Source organism: Ruegeria sp. H9, from assembly GCF_056532915.1.
The window spans coordinates 1-23,626 of the sequence record NZ_JBQFNX010000006.1; the positions used below are offsets into that span (position 1 = coordinate 1).

Sequence of the window (23,626 nt, forward strand, 5' to 3'; positions counted from 1 at the left end):
CATCAAACGGCCCTGCATGTCAACCAGACAAACCAATACCGTATCAATCTCGCCAGACGAAACCTCAGCCTTCAAATGCTCAAATGTCAGCGTCGCGCTCACGATGCGTCCTCCCTGATCGTGATATCGTTCAGCGCCGGTTCAAGCAGCGCCAGTATGTCCCGGGACATGTTGGCAACCTGTATTTCATTGCCCAAAAGATCATTGCGTACTTCGATCATCACATTGGCCAGCCCCCGGCTCAGCGCATGGAGACGGAGCGAATGCGTTACACCGTCAGCGGGGCCATAGGGCTGATTGCGTTCCGTGCGGCGATGCGGGATCTGATCCATGTGATCCAGCATGGCATCGACCAGACGGCTGTCCTCGTCATGGAGAAGTCCAAGTTCAACCGCGCGCGGCTGCCCAAAATAGACTGGCGTGAAGGAGTGAATAGTCACAACGACTGTATCCGGACCGCGCGCATCCAGAACCTGTGCAACTGCCTGACAGAACGGGGCATACACTGCCTGGATGCGTGCATCGCGTTGCGATTGATCGAGGCCCACATTGCCCGGCACTTCGATCAGTTCTGATTTCTCGGGCATTGCGCTTGCCGCCTCGGGCGGACGGTTGCAATCATAGACCAATCGCGAGACGGTCGAGGCCACGACCGGAGCATCAAGCGCTATCGACAGCGCCCGTGTCAGCGCCATCGCGCCCGGATCCCAAGCAGCATGGCTGACGCGCGCGGATGCGGACAATCCCAAATCATCAAACTCTGCCGGAATGCGGTTGCTTGCATGTTCACACAGCAGAACGACGCGCCCAACGCCCACCTGGTTCAGGATTTCGACCGATCCGGTCATCCTTTGACCTCGGTATCCGCATCCTGTTCCATCTGCGGCATTTCTTCGATCAGACGGGTTTCAAGCAACTGCCCGTTGCGATACAGGATCGGATAGGCGACGGCCGCGATGTGACTGTTGAATTCGCGAAAGGCGCGCAGCGTTTCGAGGTGGATGTCGCTGGTTTCAAAGCTTTCTGCGCTGCCATGTTGCAAGCGTTTAAGGTGGCGTTTGCGACTGTCACGCTCGGCCCGCTTGATTTCGGTTTTTTCCAGGCTCAGCAGACGCGCGCTTTCCAGATCGTCCGAGATCAGCACGTTCGAGGCCAGTTTCAGGTTGGCCACAATCCCCTCGTGCATTTCGACCAGCTCTGACCAACCTTCTTTCGAGAACGCGGCCCCCTTTTTGCGCATGTCATCCGCCAATGCCGTCAGGCGTTTGGCCACCACGTCGCCCGCGGTTTCCAGGCGAATGGCATATTCCATTAGGTCCCGCGCAATCTTGGCATTTTCCTTGCCGAACGCATCAGCGGGGATAGCCGCCACATATTGCCGGATACCAGAAAGGCAATCGTTCACATCAGTATCCATGTCCCGAATGGCCCGGATCTGCTCCTTGTCGCCGCTGCGATAGAGCTCCAGCGCAGGCCGGAACATCGAGCCAACCATATCGCTCATCCGCAGAAGCTCGCGTTTGAGGTTAGACAGGGCCTGATTGGGTCTGCTGAGGGAGTCGAGATCAAGCGCGCTGATCGGTTGCCCGGGCTGCGCGCTGCTTTCAGGACTTTTCGGATCGGGCAGCAGTTTTTCGAATGGCCCGCGCAGCATGCCGCAGAACGGCAGGGCCAGAACCAGAAGCGAGGCGTTGAAAATCAGATGTGCATTCACCAGCATCTGCCCGCCTTGCAGATCGCCCAATACTCCGGTTCGCAGCGCCAGGTTGGCAGCAAACAGCGAGACAATTGACCAACTGCCCCGCAGCGCCAGATTAGCGAAGGGAACGCGCCTTGCAGACAGGGCCATGCCGCGTGTCAGCCAAACCGGGATGAAGGCGGACCCGAAATTAGCACCCAACACCAGCGAGAGCCCGGCGGCAAACGGGATCGCCCCGATTTGCACCAGGGTCACGCACATCAAGATCGCAGCAACCGAAGAATGCATGACAAAGGCCAGCGCTCCACCGACTAGGAACGCTGTGATGTAATCACGCGCAAGATACTCGGCGATGGCGGGTAGAAAGGCGCTGTCACGGATTGGGTCCATCGCCTCGCGGAGAAAACGCAGTGAGATCAGGATGAATGCGACACCCATCAGAATACGGCCCAACTGGCGCGGTTTCTTGGCCTCTGTCTTGACGAACAGATAGCCGCCGACCGCAAGCAGTAGCGGCACCAACCAATCCAGTTTGAAGGACAGAACCTGAATGATCAGCGCCGAGCCGAGATCGCCACCCAGAACCATCGCGAGCCCGGTCGGAAAGGCCAACATCCCGCCCGCCGCAAATCCGGAGGTCAGCAATGCAACCGCGGCCGAGCTTTGCAAGACGACGGCCATTGCAAGCCCTACCATCGAGGCCTGCGCATAGCTGCGCTGCCCCGTCATCACCCGCTGAAACGATGCACCATAGCTACGCTCGATGCCCGTGCGCACCATGCGCACAGCGTAGAGCAGCAGCATCGTTGCACCAGCCAGACTTATGAGGAAACTGACAATCGCCATCCTGCTATCCGTTCACCAGATCAAGAAGCTCGGCGTGTAATTGCGGCGTCGCCGCCGATATCACCCGACCGTCAGAGTTCAGATTAAGCGGATTGCCCTCCCAATCGCTCATAATCCCGCCCGCAGCTTCAACTACGGCGGAAACCGGCAGATAGTCATAAGGCTGCAGATCATAATCGATGACCGCATCAACATGGCCCATCGCAAGCAGTGCATGCGGGTAGCAGTCATAGGCGAAGCGTCGGGTCTGTCCCGAATTCATCAACCGATCAAACAGGGCCGGATGATCCCGGTAAATCTTGTCGCCTTCGTTGACGAAAAAAACTGCGTCGCTCAATTGGTGTGTAACGCTGACCGAGACAGGCTTGCCATTCAGTGTGGCCCCTTGACCTTTCATGCCGATCAGAAATTCGTTCAGGGCAGGCATGCCGATGACCCCCAATCGGGGAACACCATTCGTGAGATATCCCAACAGGAACCCAAACAACGGATGCCCCGACAGGAATGATCGGGTGCCGTCAATGGGATCTACAATCCAGATATTCTGCCGATCCTGACCTTCGAACCCCTGTTCTTCGCCAAAGATACCGTCATCTGGAAAGTTCTCAGCCAAATATTGTCGCACCACGGCCTCGACACCCTTGTCCGCCTGTGTGACCGGGCTTTCGTCCGCCTTGAACTCAACCCCCAAACGTCCCCGAAAGTACCCGCGCGCAGCCTGCGCGGCGATATTGGCGATTTCGGCGGCGTGAATCGCGATATCTGCCGTACCTTCGGGCGTTGCAACGGTATTAGGTGGGGTTAGCATCTGTTTTTGTCCCTCATTGCAATGCCTTAAGCAGTATTCAGAGACGCCGCCATGGTACAGGTAAACTGGATGACTAACGGATCGCCATTGCACATGGGTGTTCCGGTTGTATCGTCACTCTGCGATGCTGCATTACGCAACATCTTTTAAGCATCAACGTCACAAAACCCCACACAGCACAGCAACATTAACCCACAAAAAACAACTTATTCAACCAAATTATTCCGTTTTTGGTTGATTGGCGGTTTCGTTTGTGGATTTTTGAGCGGTGGGTATCGCCATTCCGAGGCAAAGCAGGCAATACCGCCGCGTAGTTTTGGCAGGAATACACGCGCAGGGCCAAAGATTCGGTTCAGCGATTAGGAGCACCGGGATATGACAGACAAACACAACGTCCTGTTTATCATTACCGACCAGATGCGGGCGGATTGTTTGTTTGGGGCATTGGAGGCCCATGTTGACCTGCCTCACATGCGCGCATTGATGGAGGACAGTGTTTCTTTCACGCGGCACTTTTCCGTTACCAACCCCTGCGGGCCATCGCGCGCCTCATTGCTGACCGGGCAATACGCGATGAACCACCGGTCGGTACGAAACGGCACGCCACTGCGCCACGATGCACCGACCATCGCCAGCGAGATGCGCAAGGCAGGGTATCTGCCGATGCTTTTTGGATATACCGACACATCACAGGACCCGCGCGTGTTTGATGCAAAAGACCCGGCGCTCAGGTCATATGAATTCCACATGGCCGGTTTTCAGGAAATGCTGGAAATGCGGTTGGAGATGTCATTCCCATGGCGTTCTCATCTGAAAAACCGTGGATATGAGTTCGAAAACTATATTGACGTGTTCAAACCGGTCGCACCCGATGGCGGCCAGCCTGCACTGAATGACCCGGCCTTCTACGCAGCCGAGGATAGCGATACCGCCTTTCTAACCGATCGGTTTCTGGAAACCATGCCGGCGTATGCGGATGATGACAGGGGATGGTTTGCACATCTGACCTACATTCGCCCGCATCCACCGCTGGTAGCCCCGGCACCATATAACCGAATGTATGACCCTGCCTCGCTACCATTGCCATCGCGACTGCTAACCGCCGAGGCCGAAGAGGCGTTGCATCCGTTTTTCGCTCCGGCACGGGCCAACAGCACGGTTGCCGGGTTTGTTGAAGGTTTCCCGGACCTTGAACCGACGGACGAGGTAGTGCAGACGCTGCGTTCGATCTATCTGGGTCTTGCCACGGAGGTAGATCATCATATCGGCCGCGTGGTTTCGTTTTTGAAAGAGACAGGGCAGTACGACAACACAATGCTGGTGGTCACCGCAGATCATGGCGAGATGCTGGGGGATCGGCACAGTTGGGGTAAGATGTCGGTTTATGATGCGGCCTATCATACACCCTTGATCGTGCGCATGCCCGATGGAGCCCGTGGTAAACGGGTCGAGGCACCCACGGAATCGATTGATATCGTTCCGACGATTCTCGAATGGATCGGGCGGACAATACCGGATTCCATGAATGGGCATTCGCTGTTGCCCTTCCTTCAGAGTGAATCCTCAACCCCGGCTGACTGGCGCCGCTATTCATTCTCGGAGTTGGACTTCGCTGATCCGCTGAACCCAACCCGCTGGCAACGCGAACTGGAAACGGGGTTAGAGGACAGCTGCCTGAGCATCCTGCGCGACAACCGGTTTACATTGGTTGAGTTTGCGGCTGATCTTCCGCCCATGCTGTTTGACGGTGAAGGGCAGGGTGAGATGGAGAACGTGGCAGAACATCCTGAACACGCCGCCACATTGGCACGCATGACACGCGACATGTTGCGCCACCGGATGCGGAAAATGGACAAGACCCTATCAAACTGGATGATCACCCCGGATGGTCCGCGCCATCCGTGACGTTCCTATATGGCTGAGGATCGTCAACCACCCCAGGTTACAGTCATCAGCATATCCTCGAACTCTGCGGTGTCGAAAAACAGCACGATCTCACCCGTTGGGCCTGCGGGTAACGGAACCGTCGCCAACTGACCAACCGCCAGATCGCCCAGTTCCGGACGGCGGGTCAATGTGTCCTGAACCACACCTCCGTCGCTGGTATCAGAACGATCAGACACCGTGATTGTTGCCGGAGCAGCATCCAGACTGCTTTCAGCAAAAAGATCGCACCGTTTGAGCGTCGTGAGGCGACCAGCCGACCAATAGGGATAGTGCTCGGGTCGGAGTGTCAGCCGCAGCTCGTGACGCCCACCCGCAGCGGGTGTTTCGCGGCGGAAGCGTGCCCATTCTGTCGGGAACTCGTGCCGCAGTGAGAATAGCCGCACATTGCCCACAGTCCCGTCTGCCGCGATATCGGCTTTCAGATGATCAACCGCCGCATTACGCACGGGTCCACCGCCATCCCGCGCAGTGTAGCGCAGGTGCAAGACGACGTCCGAGATCGTGTCATAGTCGAACTGTTGCGGATCGCCCTGCGTTGGGTCCGCCGGCAGCTCTAGCCGCCATTCGCTGACTGCGCCCACATTCTCGAATGGTAAATAGCGATCATCAGGCATGCCCTCGAACTGACCGGTTTCCATTTGCGCCGCACTGAACACATTGCTTTCGGCGCTGTGAATATCGGCGAAACGGTCGTCTTCGGGGCCCGTGCGAACATAGCCATCCCCGATATCCGGTCGTTGCCGGATGCTGCTCTTGAGATGCACGAGTTTCGCGTGGGTCCCAATATAGGGCCCGGACACGCAGGGCAGGCTGAGCGCAACACTCTTGATCCGGCGGAAATAGTGGCCCGGCCCATCCAGATCGAACTGCGCCTCGGGGATTTTGAAGGTACACCGACCCGTGCGTCGTAGGTTGACCAGGGCCAGTGGATCGATTTGCAGCAGGCTGACATGTTTGGTCAGCTCGTATTCGTTGCGGTTGTGTTCATGATACGCAAGCTCCATCCGCTTGACGTCCAGCAGCAGCGCTTCGCCGGAAAGAAGCCCCTTGCGACCGCCATCCCAATAGTTGAACTGCACCAGAGTTTTCTGATCCAGCTCGGGCCGCATCAGTTCGGCTTTCATGGTCTGCTCGGCGCGTCGCGCGGTATCGAAGGCAAAGCGGTAGTACTCGTAATACAGCTTTGACAACTCGCCTTGCAACCAGCCATAGAGCTCTTCGTTGGTGTATTTGTCCTGCAAGAAATCGCGGGTCTGCTCTGTTAGACGGATTGCTTTCTTCAAGTTCAGGTATTCGCGATGCTGCGCCTGTTCCGCGATCAACGATGTCAGAATCTGACGCCCGATCTGCATCACATCATGGGCCGCCAGATTGTGCTGTAAAATCCATTCGTCGGCGCGGCGTTCATAGACGGCGGCGCGAGCCGCCATCCCGGCCTGATCACGGTTCCAATCCGCGATCATCCCGGAAACATCCCCCGCGATCCTCATGACCGAGGACAGCACGGTTCCCACCTTAAAATCGATGGTGCCGCCGAGACCCCAATAGTGCAGATCCAGTTTCGGGTCGGGGATCGGGGTAAGCGTTGCCGAGATCGAGTGGAATACCGATTTGGCCAGCGTTGTGTCCCGGGCTATTGGCAGCAGGATGTTAAGTTCTTCATTCTCTTTTTTCGACAGGTGAAGGTCTCCGTCCCCGGTTTGGCCTGACGTCTGCGCGCCATCGCCATCGCCCGGACGCTCAAGATCGGGAAACTCCAGCCGCTGAACCGGCACGTCATATTGCGCAACAAGTGCTTCGTAGGCTTCGTCGAAATTGGCCTTTGTCAGGGTCTGACGGGTCAGCTCCAGGGTCTCGGGCGCATTTGGATCAGCCTCCTGACCCAGCAAGCGCTTGTAGTAGTTCAATCGCTCAAGCGCCGCGCCGCGACTGCCGATCAGGGCTTGCGTCGCTGCCTCGGTGTTTTTCCATTGAAGGTAACGCAGATCGACCTGCAGTTTCTGCAAGCTGACTTCGTGACCTTGCCGCAACAGGGCCAGTGCCTCGGCGTCGCGTTTTTCCAAGGCGGTCAGCAAGGCCGACCCGATATTGCGGACCTCTCCGGCCAATTCCGCGGCCTTCTCGATCAACACGCGCGAGCGGACGGGGCTGACCGGTTGATTCAAACCCGAAACGACAGAGCCGATATCCAGCCCAGCCGCCGCCGCCTTGACCAGCATTCCGGGATCGATCGGCGGGTCGAACAGGGCAAGCGGACGAACCTGCCCTTCGATATCCATACAGTTGCGGATTTTGAACAGCCGGTCGGCAACCGTATCCCAATAACCCAGCAGCTTTTCATTATGCGGGATGCAGAAATACAACGTGCGGGCCATACCGAATAACGGCGCAGCGCTGTCGCTGGTGCCCGCACCTGTTGGCGTTGTGAAATTGAAGGGGAACGCGCCTTCAAGCTCGACCAATGCATTGCCCATCGGATCAAGCCCTTGCGCCCGAAGTTGCGCAAAGTTCCGAGGTGTGGTTGTTCCACCCGCAGGCGACCGCTGGGGCTTGTCGCCCAGCAAGTTCGAGGCGAGCACATAGATCTGCAGCGCTTCCATGATGGCTTCGCGCGTGAATTGCTGGAACAGGTTGTCACCCCAGGCAATCAGATTGTCGAGGTACTTCATCACCACGTGCATCATGAATGAAATCGTCCGTGTGCGCGCGACTGCAAAGGGCTGAAACGGGGTGTTTCGCACCGCTTCATACCCATTTAGGATCGCTTCTTTCTCGGCCAGCTCCGCGTCGGTGCATTCGTCGTTTGGTTTGCTGAGCAGGGTCAACAACGTATCGATGGATTGGGCTTCGCCCTCGCGAAAGGCAAGGAAACGCCAATAGCGTGTGGGCACCGGTACATCGGGGTCATTCTCGGTCGGATCGAAAATCAGATGGAACCAGCGTTGCGCTTCGGCGAAACGTTGGGTCTTGGACAAGTGCGCCGCAATGGTCAGCGGCACATGGAACATCAGTTCCCAATTGTAGTTGGCATAAGGCCCACCCATCCGCGTGTCGATTTCCTTCGGGAACGAATGGATGTCGATCTTGTCGGTTTCCTGCGGGGAATAGAGGGAATTGAAGAATGACTTGCGCAAGCTTTTGTGAAACTCCGGGGACAACATCCCGGGCACACCCTGTATGTTCAGACGCTCGATCAACTCCGACACGAAGGGGTGGAAGAAGTTTTCAAACGTGTAGTCCCAGTGTTTTTCATAGCTGATAAGCTTGATCTTCTGGGGGCCGAAAATGTCCTGATCAAGCAGGTGATGATAGCCGTAAGTGCTGATCTTGCTGGTATCCATGATCAAAGTCCTTTCCGGATCAAGTGCGACGCATGCGGACGGTGCTGCCCATCGGGCCGATGTCGCGGTCGCCAAAGCGGACCGTGCCACCGGTGCCCAGCGCTGTATGGACAAAGGCGTCTTCGGTCACGAATGCACGAAGAGTGCTCAGGTCGGCGCTGCCAAAGCCGGGGATTGCAGTCACCCGTTCAATCCGGTCGGGCTGCTCGGCAAACGGCTCGAATGCCAGCACCATGGTATCGATTGTCGGGTCAACCTCGGCCACGCGGCCAAAATCAAGCCAAGTCACAACTTCGACGATCCGCTGCTTCGTGGACACGTAGAACACATATCGCGGGTCGGCATAGAAGAACGGCGACTCCCAGGCTTCCCCATTGGTCGGGTGATGCGGCTGTGTGGCCTGATCGGGCGCCTTATTGGACAGCAACCGATGCGTGATCCCGTCATTGGAATAGATCGCTGTAAGGCGGTTTGACCCGGTCGACGTAATACGTTTCGGCAAGAAATGCGGCGCCTTCTTGGGTGAGCGCGTATCGGGTGTGCTAAACGTGTTGTACATAAAGAACGAAACGCCCAGCCAATCCTTGTACGAGATCGATATCCGCATCCCGTTGGTCCAAGGGAATGAAGACAGGCGGATGCCTTTGCGGAAATTGCGCATCTCTCGGGCTGGCACGTTTTCGCGCAGCAACAGGGGCTCATCAGGATCCGAACTGCGCGGCGGTTGCCACACGCCATCCACCCGTTCGGTCCAGTTCAGCATGACCTTGACGTCAAAGGTGGGTTCATCAACATCCATCAACGATGACGCCTCAACCTCGGCCAGCGGGCCTGATCCCGCGTTGGGTGTTCCTTGTGCCGTGTTTTCCGGCATCATCTTGATCCAGAACAGGAACAGACGATTGTTCCAGACCAGCGGCATAACCGGATTATCCTCGATATCCAGCGGGATTTTCTCCCACGCGCTCCACGAGCCGTAGGCACGGGTTCGGTGGTAATAACTGCGCTTGGCCCCGGCGGTCCGCCCGATGACGTGCAGCACATCGTCTGCTGCACCCGGATCGCCCTCGATCTGGTAGAGGCCGCATACTTCCAGCTTGGCGACCTCTTCCAGTTTCTGCAGATACCCGATCAGCGAGGTGGCTGCGCGTTCCTCGGTGATGTCACCCTGCAACAATTCACTCATCGCCTCACGGAAGAAGGGTGACTGGTCGTCGCGCAATTCCGGCTCCATCCAGTTTTCAGGGTACAGGAAGATTTTCCTGTTTGCCTCCCACACGCGGTAACGCTTCATCCACTCCCAATGCTTGGACCGAAGGCTGGATGCAGCCACACGGGGTTCAAGGTTCATCAGGCAGCGCTCGGTAAAGATCTGTACCGAGGACAATGCGTGACGAACCCGCGAAGTGAGCATGCACGGCTCCATCTGCACGTCCATCAGGAAGTATTCGAACAACTTTTCGGGCGTGTTGATATGCGCCGCATCCGGACGCCCGCGCAGATCGTGCAGGATATGCGCCACCAATGCATCACGCTGGCGCTTGCGCAGGCGGTCATTGATCGGTTGCAGGATTTTGAGCCAGTCATCCGGGCTGTAACGCGCACGAAGGGCGGCGCGGAAATTCCGCACAATGGGTCCGGTTGGGGCGGGTGTTGCGGCAGCGATAAGCGCTGTCGCCGGAATCCCAAGTGCCGTCAGCCATTCGGCGATGTCATGAAGCCGCTCCAGAACGGCCAGATCGCCAATATCGGCTGGGGTGAGTCCGAAATGTACCAACAGGGCGGCGATATCCACGGGATCCCAGCGCGTGACTTGGAACAACTCAGCCTCGGCGTCGGCTATGGCGAATGCTGGATTCTCGGCTATCGAGACCAGCCGGGCATTTTCAGGGTCATAAGCCGCCTTTAATCGCGCCATGCGCAGGTGTGCCGTTAGCACCCCCATCAGCGCGGCGGAGGTCGGATCATCAGGTGTGCCGGTGACGGGCAGGCTGTTTGGCCAGGCCGCACCCGCAATCTGCAAATCGCCATGTGTCGTCAGGTGCAAGACCTCAGCGACGTCAAGTTTCAGCGTTTCGGACAACCTGGCAATGCGGCGCGTGCGCAGGTAGGCCGCGCCCAGATGCGATACCGGATCAGCCGGGTAGAGATGCGAAGCGTCGATGACCCCAGTTCCTCGGCCCGGTGCACTCCAACGCAACGCCAGACGGTCGGTCACATTGGCCACGCCCAGCGCGATTTCGACCAAAGTGCCTGCGCGAAGCTCGATCGCGTTGGTGTTTGACCATATGCCGCCCGCCTCGGTCAGAGGAACAGGTTCGCCTGCGATGCTGAGTGTCACGGTCGCGCCCGCATCAGCTTCGACAGCAATGTTGAAGAACCCGTTTTCAGGCGCTTCCAGATATCCCCGTAACCGGATCGAAATCGAAGAACCTGGTGTGGTTTGATTGTCTGGCAGCACTGTTCCAGTGGAGGCAAAATCAATCGCGCCAGATAAAGTTTCGACCCGCGCAGGCGGTGCAGTGTGGGCCGGGCCATCGCTGATTTCAGCACTCAGACCCCCGGATTCGAGCATCAGGGCATCCTCAAGCGCGGAGCTGGCCGGATCAGTCGCCGCATGCAGAACCTCGGCCTTTTCGAACAGGACGGCTGCCAGATCAGCCTCAACCTCGATCGCGGTACCCAGAAGCTGCAGCGCCACCTGGCGTTTCCGTCTTGAGATCAGCTGCGGCAGGATTCCTTCAAGCAGGGCACGATAGGCCTCGGCCTTTGACGCAGTTGAGCTGCGGTATGCGTCGTGAAGCGGGAGCAGCTCGGGGAAGCGGGTGAAGAATGGCTGTGATTGTGCCTCGCTGGCGCTGAACAAAGCGTCAATTGCTGGCGCGAAGGCAGCAGGTGTCCCGGCGACGGCCTGCAGGGCATCTCTGACAGTGGTCGACATCAGCCCATTGAAAACCAGAACCTTGCGGAAATCGTCATAAGCGATTTGATCGGGCGCCTCGGCCAGGATCACCGGCTCTAGCGCAGGGGCAGAATGGTCATAGGTAACCTCGGCCGAGGATGTGGCTTCCAGATATCCGAAGAACTGCTCGGTCGCTTCGGCCCCATAGACCAGAGCCATGTGGGACCGGGCAATACCGCCATCGGGATCGTCCACCAGAACAAAGTCATTGGTGATCGCCGCAAACCCTGCACGCAGATCGCGCGCCAGGGTCGTGATGTTTTCTGCGGGCGGTGTCGTCTGGCCACTTGGGTCATGGTTCAACAGCAGCGCCAGCGCTGTTTCCAGCGACAGGCCTAGCTCGGACAGGCGATGCACCAGATCGATAACCGTCAACAGAGCGGGTGCAGTGGCGTCTTGCGGGCCATAAGGGTCAAGACCGGTGGCTTGCAGCAAACGCTCCAATCCCGGCACGCTTTGCTCAAGCGCGCGCGCCAACCAGCCGCGACGGTAGATTGCGCTGACCGTCTCGATGGTCAGGGGTGTCGTGTCATCGAACCCCAAAACAGCGACGATCCGGTTAAATTCCGGACCCGTCAATGAAAAGGCCGCGCGCAAGGTTTCAACCTCGGGCAGCAACAGGGCCGCAGGGTCTGTAAGCACACCGCCAAAACCGTCCTCGGCAAAGGCGGGGTTTTCGCGAGCAGGCCGCTGGAACATTTCACGGAATAGCGCGGCGGTTCCATTGGTGCTGATTGGTCCAAAGAGGGCCAGGATCGGGCGCAGCGCGTCCTCGGGCCTTAGCTCCAGCGCATCAAGGGCCGACATGGCGATGCCCAACTGTGGCAGGAGCTCGGCAAAACCGGCGTCCATGCGAGCCAGGTCTACCTGCGCGTCGGCACCGTCCGGCATCTGGTTCGTCGGATAAAGCGCCGAGATGATAGCATCCGTGTCGGCAATGCTAAGTTCCAGAACACGCCACAGGCGGACGAACCGGTTAATCCGGATAAAGTCATTCCATTCAAGGCGGTTGGACAGCGGATCAGGGTCTGGGTGACGCAATTCAAGCGCGCTTAGGTCGCACATATCCGACGGGTCTTGCGGATTTGTAAGCACGATCAGACCCATGATCCGGTCGAAAGTAGTGTCATCAAGCAACCATGCCTCGATATCACCCCCAAAGCGTTCAGGCTCGACCCGTGCCGCCATCCGGCTTTGTAGTTCTGCGAAGTTGATCGCGCCGTCCCGGAAGGCCCGGATATCGTCGAAGCCCAGGCCAAGATGCTCAAGCTTCGGGATCAGCGCGGCTCCGGGGTTCACGAACTCGGTCTTTAGGATGTTCACGAGATCAACCGGCGTGATCTCGGTGCGGCGGCACAGGTCGCGCACGCTTTCCAAGCCATCACGCACTTCGGCTGCGCTGGCACCCGCATCAAAACCATAAAGCGAACGCACTGTCAGATCGGGTCGCGCTGACCCGGCAACCGACACGCTTTCGGTCAGGACGGCGTTGAGACCGCGCGAGATGTTCAAGCGCTGCAGCCAGATGTCGCGCCATCCGTACGGTGCATCGTCCAGCGCGTCTGACGAACGCAAGTCGGCCATAACCCGATGTAAAGGCGCGTCGAAACGATTGAACAGGGCCTTCAGTGCCTCCAACGAACGGTCAAACGGCAATGGGGTGGGGAACTGGGCGGTGGCCAGCGTGGCATAGGCGGCATCGCGTACAAATTGAGGGCTGGCCAACAACTCTTCAGGCGGTGTTTGACCATCGGTCGAATGACCCTGATATCCACCCAAAGACATGCCGTTGACAACGAAATGCTCAAGCACCTCGTTCACCAAGTCGATGTATGGCACAGGCGTCAGAGTGTTTTCGCAAGTCAGAGGCAGGTGTTGAATATCAGGCCGCCGATCAAGCAACACATCAAGTGGATTGGTGAAGCCGTTCGGAATCTCGGTCGCGGGGCGATCGAGAAACAGCAGAAGATCGACAAGATAGGCTGCGGGGCTGAGGACTGACCGGCAATGCTCGCATCCGCAATAATCCATCGAACCGAAAAGCTCTTCTAATGTGGAGTATGCGATCACATCGCCAAAATTGTCCGACCCGCCCGGGGTAGGGTTCAAAAACCCGTCAGCAGCACCCACGCTGGGGCCGATCGCTGGCATCATCCGGTGAGTCATATAGGCGGTGGCCAGATTCAGAACCGCTCCATGGACCTGTTCGGCCTTGCGGTAGATCTGCATCGCGACGGCCTCGTTCAGAACGGCCTTGTGGGCGCGCAGGAACTCATCTTGTGGCAGCGCCACGACCGCATAGGCCGAATCCAACCCTGCAGCCAGCATGGCATTCATACTGCTGTCGTCGGGCGAGATCTGATAGACCCGCTGAATGCGTGAGATTTCGCGCACCACTTCTGGCGGTTCGTCCAGCGCATTTTTTGCAATAAAGCGCGCAACGGGCTGCTGACCTATCTGGAAGGTATCGGCATGTTTTGCGAGGAAACCATGCACGTTATTCGACAGCCCTGTATCGACCAATGGCGTCTCCTGCGCCCGGACCATTTCCGCAACAACCGCAGTCGGGAAAGACAGCCGCACCTGAGCGGCCATGAACTCTGCATAGTTGGCGCGTCTTTCGGCGGCATCCCGGCCCTGAACTGCCTCTGGCACGGGGTCGGTATCATCCATGATCGCGGCCCAGGCATCGGCTTTATGAAAACCCGCCTTCACTAGGCCTCCCAACGTACCGTCCGCATCGCCATCGGTGTCACGGTGCAAGCGTTCGACCAGCTTGGAGTTGTTGAGCGTCAGATAGGCAAGCTTGCCATCGGTCTGCAAACGGGTGGCTTTGTCCTGACCCAACTTACCCTCTACCTCGGTCCAGAATGTATCGAGATCATCACCATGCGCCGCATGGAGCGCGGCAAAAGTTTCACGCTCGTCATCCCGCGTCAGCGAAAGTGCAAGCAAAGGCTGCATTCCGGCCAAAGCCCCGGGAGGGGGCGTATCCAGCCGCACGCGCGCGGAGACTTCGGTAAATCGGGCAAGGGAGGCATCTGTCTGATCCGCCAGTTTGGCGTCGATCAATCCTTCATCCAGCGCGGATTTCCAGATTTGCGCCACTTTAGCAGGGGGCGTGCGGAAAACCGCGGTGTCATCGGCGGGAACACCTGCACGTAAAAGCGCATAGAACAGGCCAGAGTCGATGCGTTGACCACGCCGTCCAGCGGTCTTGTCAGACAACTGCTGGGATAGCGACGCCAGTGCCACGGCGCGCGCGTCCCAACCTGTTTTATTGGCCAGATATGTGATGTCCTGACGGGTGTCGCTTTCTTCAAGTTTCGACAAGGCACCGGTGAACTGACCAGAGAGCGCCTTGGTCAGTGTGGCGTGTTCTGACGACAGTTTTGCGGCACTTTCAGCAGGCAGAACCACGGAAAGCTCGGAATCCGGTCCGGCGTCATATTCCACCGCAGAAGCGGCAACCACATCGTCATTCAAACGCACCTGCACCTGAAGGTCTGGCGCATCCTTGCCGCGCTTGGTGATCTGATCTCCGGTAAACACAATCTCGAAGGCACCGCGTTTACCGGTTGTAGCCTTCCCCAGTTCAACGTCGCCGCCGACACCTTTGTCGACAACAACAACAGCAAGGCCATCAACAGCCGCACTTTGCGCACTTATAACGCGACCGCTGACACGGTAGGTGCCAAAATCCCTCGGCGTGTCCAGTCGAGCGACCAGATCGTTAATCACAGCTGCCGTTCTTTTATCGACACTGCCGGTCGGGGAGAGATCGGCCTCTTTTTGAACCAGGCGAACGGCTTCAGTGGTACCCTTTCCGTAGGTCGGTGTGCGGCCATCCTTTTCGCGCGACACGATATCGGCCAGCGCTCGGCGCGCGCTGATATCATTGGCCAGCAGCAAGCCTTCACGCAGCAGTGCCAGCAAAGCGGATTGCAGATCGCCCACCGTAGCGCGGCGCATTCTGGGCTTTAGCGGATGCGTAACTTTGGTCATGAGGAGGTACCCTTTCTGACAACTGCGTTCACCATTTCAAATGGCCTTTGATGCCCTGGCCTTGCAGGATCGACATCGTGCCTGCCGCGCCCAGGCCAAGGTAACCAGCGGACCGTCGGAAAAAGCCGCCAACGCCGCCCTGACGATGGCCTGCATCGATTTCGTCCACCCAAAAATCGGCCGCTTCGCGTGCGGCGGTTTTTTCGCCTTTGATTGCGGAGCGAGCTTCGGTTCCGGCCAGTGCAATTGAGCCGAAAGCTGCGAGCCCGGCGGCAAGGACCGATCCGGCACCACCACCCGTGACGAGCTTGCCCGACACCGAGACCACGTTGAGAGTGCCCGAGGCCGTGCCCTCGACCACATTTGCAGTGCCAACGCCGGTCTCGCCTTCGGCGATTTGAGTGATCCCTGTGCCAACCTGAATGCCGCTGGCCGCCATACCGATCACCATGAGCCCACGGCCCATGACCCCTAGGATGGCGCGGCCCCCGGACAGGGTCTGCGACACTGCCTTGCTACCCCGCATTGCTTTGGCGAGCTTGGAAATTGAGGTGATTTTGCCTTGCTTGTTCACCATGTTCATGGTGTCGACTTTTTGCACCATCGACGCAGTGTCAGGCGCAGCGCCCGGGCGGTAGACTTGCACGGTGCCCTTGATCATGCCGGTATTGGTGTCGAATGAGGTCAACATTCCGTTTCCCTGTTTCGGGATCTCGATCAGCGTCCAATTGCCGTTGCCATGCGCCACCAGATGAGACCGGACTCCGGCGACCTTCACACCCTGGGCATGGGTGGTGTTGACGTCTGCAAAGGAAACCATGGCAGTGGGCGGGTGCGTGTGTGCGATAGCCGTCGTTCCCTTTGGAATCGAGACCTCGGGCTTGGTGGCCGTGCCCTTCAATATCTTGAACGTGTTGTTCTCTTTGATAAGGGCAAACTCCTGCACGCTGCCTTCGGTGTTCCTGACCTGTGTCGCCAGCGCATCAAGCGTCTCAAGACCCTTCTGCAACGATGCAACTTCAAGGCCTCCGTTGGGCACAGTGGGCGGCGCAGTGCCCTCGGGATCGTTGAGCGTTACCGGGTTGTTATAGGCATAGGCATAAAGGTTCAGCCCGCCTTCAATTCCGATGGGATCAGCGCTGATCCATCGACCGAGCCAAGGGGCGGCATAGCGGGCACCATGATGGTTAAGCCCGGTTTCGGCATCCCGCTCCATCGCGGTATATCGAAAACGTTTCGGACCTAGGCCAGCGGTGGCAACGCCTTGATAGGTGGTACTGCCGAAGGGGCTGTATTCCTCGTAAGACAGAACATTGCCGTTCTCGTCCAGTTCGATCCCCGCACTGCCCACATGGTTACTGTGCTGATAACGAATGACGCGGCTGACCGCTCCACCGGCGATCGTCGTCTCAACCAATGCAATACGGCCAGCTTCGTCCCCCACATGCAGGGTCTCTCGGGTCCGCGGGTTTGCACCCGGTTCGCGGATAATGTCGAACCCGCCCAGCGAGATTGTCTCGCGCCGAATGGCTCCTGCAGAGGTTTCTGTCACTTTTCGGATGCGGGTCCCGTCAGATGCGTAAACAAAGAATGTGCGGTCCCCCTGATGGGCAAGGCCGTCCGTATCACCCGGTCCAACTGCCTGACGGCGACACATACGCAGCTGGTTGTCGTGATCCCATTCAATCTGATCGAGGTGGGAAAGCCGCAACATGTTACCCATCGCGTCATAGCCATCGCCGCCCTGACTGATGATATCATTCAAGGCACCGACCGATGTTTGACTTAAGCGGTTCGAGGATACCCCCGCAGCCAGATCGCTGTCCTCGCCATAGGTGTAGGTCCGCGTCCAACCGGGCGCCACGGGATCAGAGCCCCGGTGGCGCATCTCAATCAAGTTGCCCGCAATGTCATAGTGAAAACGCTCAAGATACCGGCCAAGGGCGAAACCATCACCGCGGTGTGGCAGCCGGGTTCGCGCGGCATCGTTATAGCTGTGGGCACCGGGTGCGCCGCCTTGCTGGCCCAGATGTTCGCGGCCCGTCGCCTCGATCAATCGATGCAGGGCATCAAACGTATAGCCGTTAGAGGCATCAACACGGCGATTGCGGAAAAAGATCTGCTGTTGCGCGCTGTCGCGGATGTGGGTCACGTGACCGGACACATCGTAGATCATGTGCTGCGCCTGCAAGTGGCATCCTGGCCAGCCTGCAACTGGCGGTGTCGGACAGTCCGAGCCAAAACCCGTTGCCGCTCGCCGGGTGATGATGCGTTCGGTGAGACGGGTCAACGGATCATGCAGGATTTCTGTTTCAACCGCGTTGCCATAGGTGATGCGTTCGCGGTCGCCCCAAGGGTTGTATGCAATGCCTGTGACCACGGCATGATCCGCAGTGGCGGGATCCAATAAAGTGTCAGGTGCCGCGGGTCGTGCGTGCCAGGTGTCCACCCGATCAAGCCGCGAGGACGGGTTATAGCGGTACTGCACAACCTGGATGCGCGCGCCCGGCCCTTGCGGTTGCAGCGGCATCAGTTGAACCGGACGGTCCAGCGCGTCAAAGCGGGTTTGCCCTGCGAAAATCTCGGGCTCAGTCGCGACGGGTGCGGCCCAATCGAGCGTGGTGCGAAACTCCTGCGCCAGTTGCCGCTGGCTGCGGATTGGGTTGCCTTTGAAATCATGGGCCAGAATTTCCATCGTGCCGGATTGGTCGCGGCTGATCGCAATGCGTTTGCGATGGTTCAAGGCTTCGGGCGTCGGCAGCGATTCTCCGTAGATCGTTTCATCGATCCGCAGTTCAGGGCCCGCATTGATGCTTAGATGAGTGGCGATGGGACGGCGCAATACATCGAATTCGTGGCGCAGCCGGTGGTCGCGCGCATCCCACGTAAACGCCGTTTCGCCACTTACATCCGTTAGCCGCCAACGGGTACCGCCCTCCATACTGTCGGTCCGAATGGCGGTGCTGAGCATGTCGAAAGCGGTACGCTGAACCTCGCGTCCAAGCTCATCCCAGGTTCGGCGCGTATTGCCTTCGATATCGATTTCGGTCGCAACGCGGTGGAGTGTCTCGGTCGGTAGGGTGCCCGGGGCCGCGTTGCTGTAGAGCGTGCGGTTCGGAGTTAGGCGCGCGATCAGCGCACCACGGGTATCCGCCAAAGCCCGCATCGGTGTGTTATCATAAAGCGCCGATTTCGATGCAGCCTCAGTGGCGCGCTGCCGGTCTTCGGGATCGGGGAAACGGGTAGCCAACGCCTGCGCTTGCGCCGGATCAGTACGCAGCGCGTGCCAAGTGGGTAAATAGGCAGCCTGCGGCAACCTGCGGAAATGGTCGCCAAGATCGGGGTCTTGGGCGGGATTCGAAATCAGTACAGTATCGCCCGGGTCCCATGTCGTCTGGTCCCAAACAGAAAACCGGTGTTTGCTCCATGTATGATCGGGATTCAAAATCCCGATCTCTCTGCCCAATGCGTCGTAGAAGAAAATTGGGCTTACACCGATGCGGATGTCGGACTCATAGGTCGGGCGATCTGTGAAGAACGGTTCGAACTGTCGAACAATATTGCCCTTGTTGTTACGCACTTGCCAGCCGGTACCAACCCAGCGTGGCGACGGCGATGCGGACATAACCGGCCGACCATCAGGTCCCAGCAGGATGTTCCCCGAGCTATCACGCGTTGGGACCGGACCGTCTTCGGCCTGAATCTTGCGTTGAATTTCCTGCCCCATCCTATCTGTAAAGGTAATTTCGGCCAGGAAAGGGGTGGCTTGACCCGGCAAAAGATCACTGTCGTGAACCTCTCGATGCAGGGAAAGACCGATGACGGGTGATGGGACAGGATCCCCACGAGAGTGATAATAGGCCCAGGGATCATAAACATAACGCATTGTCGCGCGCCCAAGTGCTGCCAGAGCTTCAGGTCCACGCGGATCAATCAGCACTTGGGTGCGTGCTGCAGGCACCAGTGTCGGATCAAAGCCATCCAGCCTGTCACCTTCGTCGGGCCCATCGACCTTGCCCATTCGGGCCATGCCGGTCACGCGGCCATAGGCGTCAAAGGTCACCTCGCTGCGATTGCCGTTCTCATCGGTCAATACCGAGGCTTGCAAAACGCGATAATCCTGTCGGCGTTCGGTGATTGCGCCAGCTGGACCGGTCGAGCGTACCCCTGCCGACATGCGATTGCCCAATGCGTCCTGCGTTTCCTCGATCAGCAGGTCGAAAGCGTCATAGCGGGCTGTTGTTTCCGTATGTTTCGCAGGCTGATGGAACGGGTCCCGCAGGCGATGTGGTCGAAAGAAATGCTGACGTGCAAATGCCAGCTCTTGCGCGGGCGTATCACCGCTTGAGGGCGACAAAAGCTGACGGTCCGATGGGCGCCACCACTGGCCGTCGCCGTCAATCTCGGTGTATCCCGCCTGCGCCATCTCGGCCGCACCAACGCGGCCTCCATAAACCTGCGTGACAAGACCCGGCGTGAAGGCCAGTTGGAAGCTTTGATGGAGAAGCCCCAAACTGCCCATCTGGCCAAGCGGCAGTGGGCCGGTCAGCGTATCATCCCTGAAGTACTGACGGCGGTGTTCGATCAGACGACGCTGCACCTGACCCGCGGTTGGGGTCGCTTCATAAGCAAGATCGGCTGCAGCGTTCGCCTCTGTCTCGATCTCATCAAAGGACAAACGCGTACCCGGCGCTGGGCTTAAGCCGGTAAGCTCAAAGCTTTGTTCTTCACATGACACCGGGGCGCGGTAGGTTTGATCTGTCGCGATCAGGTCCGTGACGCGCCGCGTGTGTAATACCGCATGTAACTGCGCCTGACGCGCCTGATCTTCAGGCGTCAGCGTCGGATCAGGTGTTTGCCGGCCATACATGACATCGACGCGGCGCAGTTCAGTCCCAAACGGGTCAACCTCCAGTATGACCTGATGCTGAAGGCGTGGGTCATCGGGGATCCGCTCATAATGCGCGGTTAGACTTTCCCGGGCATGGGTCAGAAACACGGCATGACGGTTGGGTCCACGGGATTGCAGAAGATGCACAGTCTGCGTTTGCTCGACCACCTGATAGGGGTGACCGTTGGGATAGCCGGGCTCCGCCCTGCCATCGAGCGCATAGGTTTCACGCCGAAGCACCGTGCCGCGAAGCGCGCGCGCAGCCTCGCGGGTTTCTCCGGTTGTCAATCCGGGTGGCAACACCGTGTCTGGCAAAAGCCGCCGTCGCGCTTCAACATCGTCGTCACGCCAAGCGGGTGCGCGCCAGTATTCCCCACGATCCTGCCCATCAAGCAGACCAGCCAAGACATCGGGCAGACTACCTTGGTCGAGATACACGCCGGTATGAAACCATGTTCTGGTCAGTACGGGCGGAACATGAGATGCCGGGTCTTCGTTTGATGCCAGTGGCCCCAGCGCATCTGACGAGAGCGTCGCAAATTCCTCGGTTTCCCATTGTTCGACCATGCCGAACCCGCGAAACTCGCGCTCGACCCCGTCGAAATGACCATGGTGAAAGGCAAAGCGAGATACGAACCGGGTTTGCGCCACACGATCATGTGTGACGATGCGATCAACCACCTGCACCGGGAACGGCAGGCGCGTGGCCCAAGGGCGGCCTTCATAAAGGTCCTGCAGGTAAAACCGCGACGACGAGGCATAGCGCAATTCGGTCTCGCCACCGAAATTGTTGACATATCGGGTCATGAGGTGCGGTTTTTGTCCGCCCATCAGATCGACGTAACGCAGAGGCTGACCTGCGTCGCGGGACAAAGTAGAGGACCACACAAGACAGGCGGTGCCCGTTCCAAATAGATCGAGCAGATCGACCGAAGTTTCGGTATCAAGCGGCGGCACATTCCCTAGGCGTCGGCGCGGTGCAAGCCGGTTGCCAGACATGTTGAAATAGAGGTCGATACCTTCTGCACCCAGATAGACAATGTCGGTGGTGCCCGAGCCGTCGATATCCGTCAGGCGCAGGCGGCTGCGGTCGAACATTTCGGGGCGATCAAATTGTGGCGCGTCGTCCATCGCCACTTTGGTGCCGAAACGCCCATATCCGCAATTGGGCCAATAGGCGACTTCACCACAGCGGATACGAACCAGATCAGACAATCCGTCGCCGGACATATCCGCCAGAAAAATTGCAGCCTCCGGATCGGAAAACACAAGTCGGGGTCCGTCAGTGTCGTTCCATGGCTGCGCTTGCCTGCGCGCGGGGCCAAACCCGGCCTCGCCTTCAGAGGGGTGCCAGACAAAAGCGGTGTCCTCGGTCAGAAGAATGTCTGCAAGGCCATCGCCTGTCAGGTCAACCATCTTCATGCTGTCATTGGACGCATCTACATGTGGCCAATATTCAAACGCGCGGAAGTCGGACCAGCCGGATTGCGCGTCGCGCTCATGGAACCCCGGGGTTGTCCGGTCCATTACCACCAGATCCGGGCGACCGTCCCCTGCAAGGTCCATCCATTGGCCTGACTCAGCAAATGCAGGCCGCTCGGCAACCAGCACGGGGGCCGCAAAGCGCGCCGTGCCGTTCATTGGCCCAAGGTTGCGAGTGTAATGCCAGGCACCCGGGGTCGAGGTCAGAATTCCACCAACACCGTCACCGTCCAAATCAACCCAGTTTGCCGGATCGGTAAGTCCGGCCGGAGCACCTTCGGTCTGCCCGCGGTCAAGGCTGTGCACAATATCGTTCACCTCGGCCCGGCTATATGTGAATTCCACGGGCGGAATCGCCTGACGCCGATAGGCAAGGAACGTGGCTCCGTTCACATCGAGCGGTGCAACCGTATCGTCCGGAGCGAAGCCCGACTGCGCGACCGCCATGAGGAATGAGCCATAGCGCGTACTGCCGGGGTGCTGACGCTCGTCATCAGTGTCAGCACCGGGAGGGGTGAAATCGTCATAGGAAAACTCGGTTGCCTTCACGAGACCGCGATAGCCCGGTTCGCCCGTCGGCAAGTCGGGGATATCATGAAAGGTCAGAATTCGATGGCAGCGGCGATAGCGCCGAACCTCAAAGCCCGCGCGGTAGCTTGATGTGGGGTCCGGGCGCACTTGCCAATTTCGGCCGGGATCAGCGGATGCATGGACAAACTCATGCTGCGCGTCCGCCGCCACGTTGGGATCAGGTGCGATTGGCATCAGGTGGTCTTCGCCATAATCGAATACGACCGTGAACAGCCATCCAGCTGCATTCACATCCGGATCAACCAAACGAGAGACCCGATTACCATAGCGGATGCGTTTCAGGTACCGCTCGGCTGTGCGGGACCGATTGGCTTCGTGCGCCTGCGCCTGATCGATGCCAACTGCGTCTTCGGCGACATGCTCGTATCGGATGGCGTTGCCTTTGTCGTCAAAGGTCTCGGACAACAACCAGCGAAATACACGGGCGGAGTCGTCCGGGTCTGCCACTCTTGATAGGCCTGACGCGCCATAGATCGAAGTGACGTTTTCGCGCGACGTGACACGCCAATGCGCGATACCCGTCGCCTCGTCTGTCCACCGCTCAATGCGGGCAAAAGTGCTTTCGATCCGTGGGCGGAACCTGTGGATGGTCACACCTGGAAACCGCGCGCGATCTTCCCATTGTGCCCCCTGAGAATCGAGCAGCGGCACCAGATCTTCAGACCCCGAAATCAGGAAGACATCCGATCCGGCGGCATCGTCGTATTGGGGCAGGCCTTTTTCCGTTTTGCGCGTGATCTCGGGCAGCGAAAGTGACCATCCAAAGCCGAAAATGCCGCTGCTGGTGCCAGCCTCATAGCTCAGTTGCAGCTCTGGTGTGAAACCACCACGCCCAGGGCTGACAGGAACCGGAATCGTCAAGGACGCAGACCCGGTCACCGGGTTCGAGGTAATCTTTTCACCAATACCAGAAATCGCGCCACCGCCTTTCGGCAGATTAAGCGACAGCACATCTTTGTTGGCGCCATTGTCACCTGAAATGGCGGATGCTTCCGACCTTTGAGGTCGGGAAATGGCAGTGGAGCCTAACATTCGGCCACCATAAATTCGTCAT

7 protein-coding genes are annotated in these 23,626 nt (G+C 58.5%); 1 reads left to right on the forward strand and 6 read right to left on the reverse strand.

The features are described 5' to 3' along the window. Window positions 1-98: 98 nt before the first annotated feature. Genes ACR0CZ_RS18885 through ACR0CZ_RS18895 form a run of 3 tightly spaced genes read right to left on the reverse strand, consistent with a single transcriptional unit; the run spans window position 99 to window position 3,353 of the window. Entirely contained in the window at window positions 99-848 is a 750-nt protein-coding gene (locus ACR0CZ_RS18885; RefSeq protein WP_170399487.1) for an N-formylglutamate amidohydrolase, read from the reverse strand. Beyond that, complete coding sequence (locus ACR0CZ_RS18890) at window positions 845-2,545, reverse strand: Na/Pi cotransporter family protein (RefSeq protein WP_170399484.1); 1,701 nt, start codon at window positions 2,543-2,545, stop codon at window positions 845-847. The genes ACR0CZ_RS18885 and ACR0CZ_RS18890 overlap by 4 nt, the downstream gene beginning before the upstream one ends. Window positions 2,546-2,549: 4 nt before the next feature. Then, on the reverse strand, window positions 2,550-3,353 hold the full coding sequence (locus ACR0CZ_RS18895; protein WP_170399481.1) for an inositol monophosphatase family protein: 804 nt from the start codon (window positions 3,351-3,353) through the stop codon (window positions 2,550-2,552). A gap of 375 nt (window positions 3,354-3,728) precedes the next feature. On the opposite strand from ACR0CZ_RS18895, the gene ACR0CZ_RS18900 reads away from it, so the two are divergent. Further along, entirely contained in the window at window positions 3,729-5,258 is a 1,530-nt protein-coding gene (locus ACR0CZ_RS18900) for a sulfatase-like hydrolase/transferase (protein ID WP_170399478.1), read from the forward strand. A 23-nt stretch (window positions 5,259-5,281) separates the two neighbouring features. Here ACR0CZ_RS18900 and ACR0CZ_RS18905 read toward each other — a convergent pair whose 3' ends face one another. Genes ACR0CZ_RS18905 through ACR0CZ_RS18915 form a run of 3 tightly spaced genes read right to left on the reverse strand, consistent with a single transcriptional unit; the run spans window position 5,282 to window position 23,604 of the window. Further along, window positions 5,282-8,641 (reverse strand): Tc toxin subunit A-related protein, encoded by a 3,360-nt coding sequence (locus ACR0CZ_RS18905; RefSeq protein WP_170399475.1) that lies wholly within the window; start codon window positions 8,639-8,641, stop codon window positions 5,282-5,284. A gap of 19 nt (window positions 8,642-8,660) precedes the next feature. Next, window positions 8,661-15,608 carry a neuraminidase-like domain-containing protein gene (locus ACR0CZ_RS18910; protein WP_170399472.1) on the reverse strand — a complete coding sequence of 2,316 codons (6,948 nt, stop codon included), beginning with the start codon at window positions 15,606-15,608 and terminating at the stop codon, window positions 8,661-8,663. Between the two features lie 28 nt (window positions 15,609-15,636). After that, window positions 15,637-23,604, reverse strand: a complete 7,968-nt coding sequence (locus ACR0CZ_RS18915) for a SpvB/TcaC N-terminal domain-containing protein (protein ID WP_170466751.1) — start codon at window positions 23,602-23,604, stop codon at window positions 15,637-15,639. Between the last annotated feature and the right edge of the window lie 22 nt (window positions 23,605-23,626).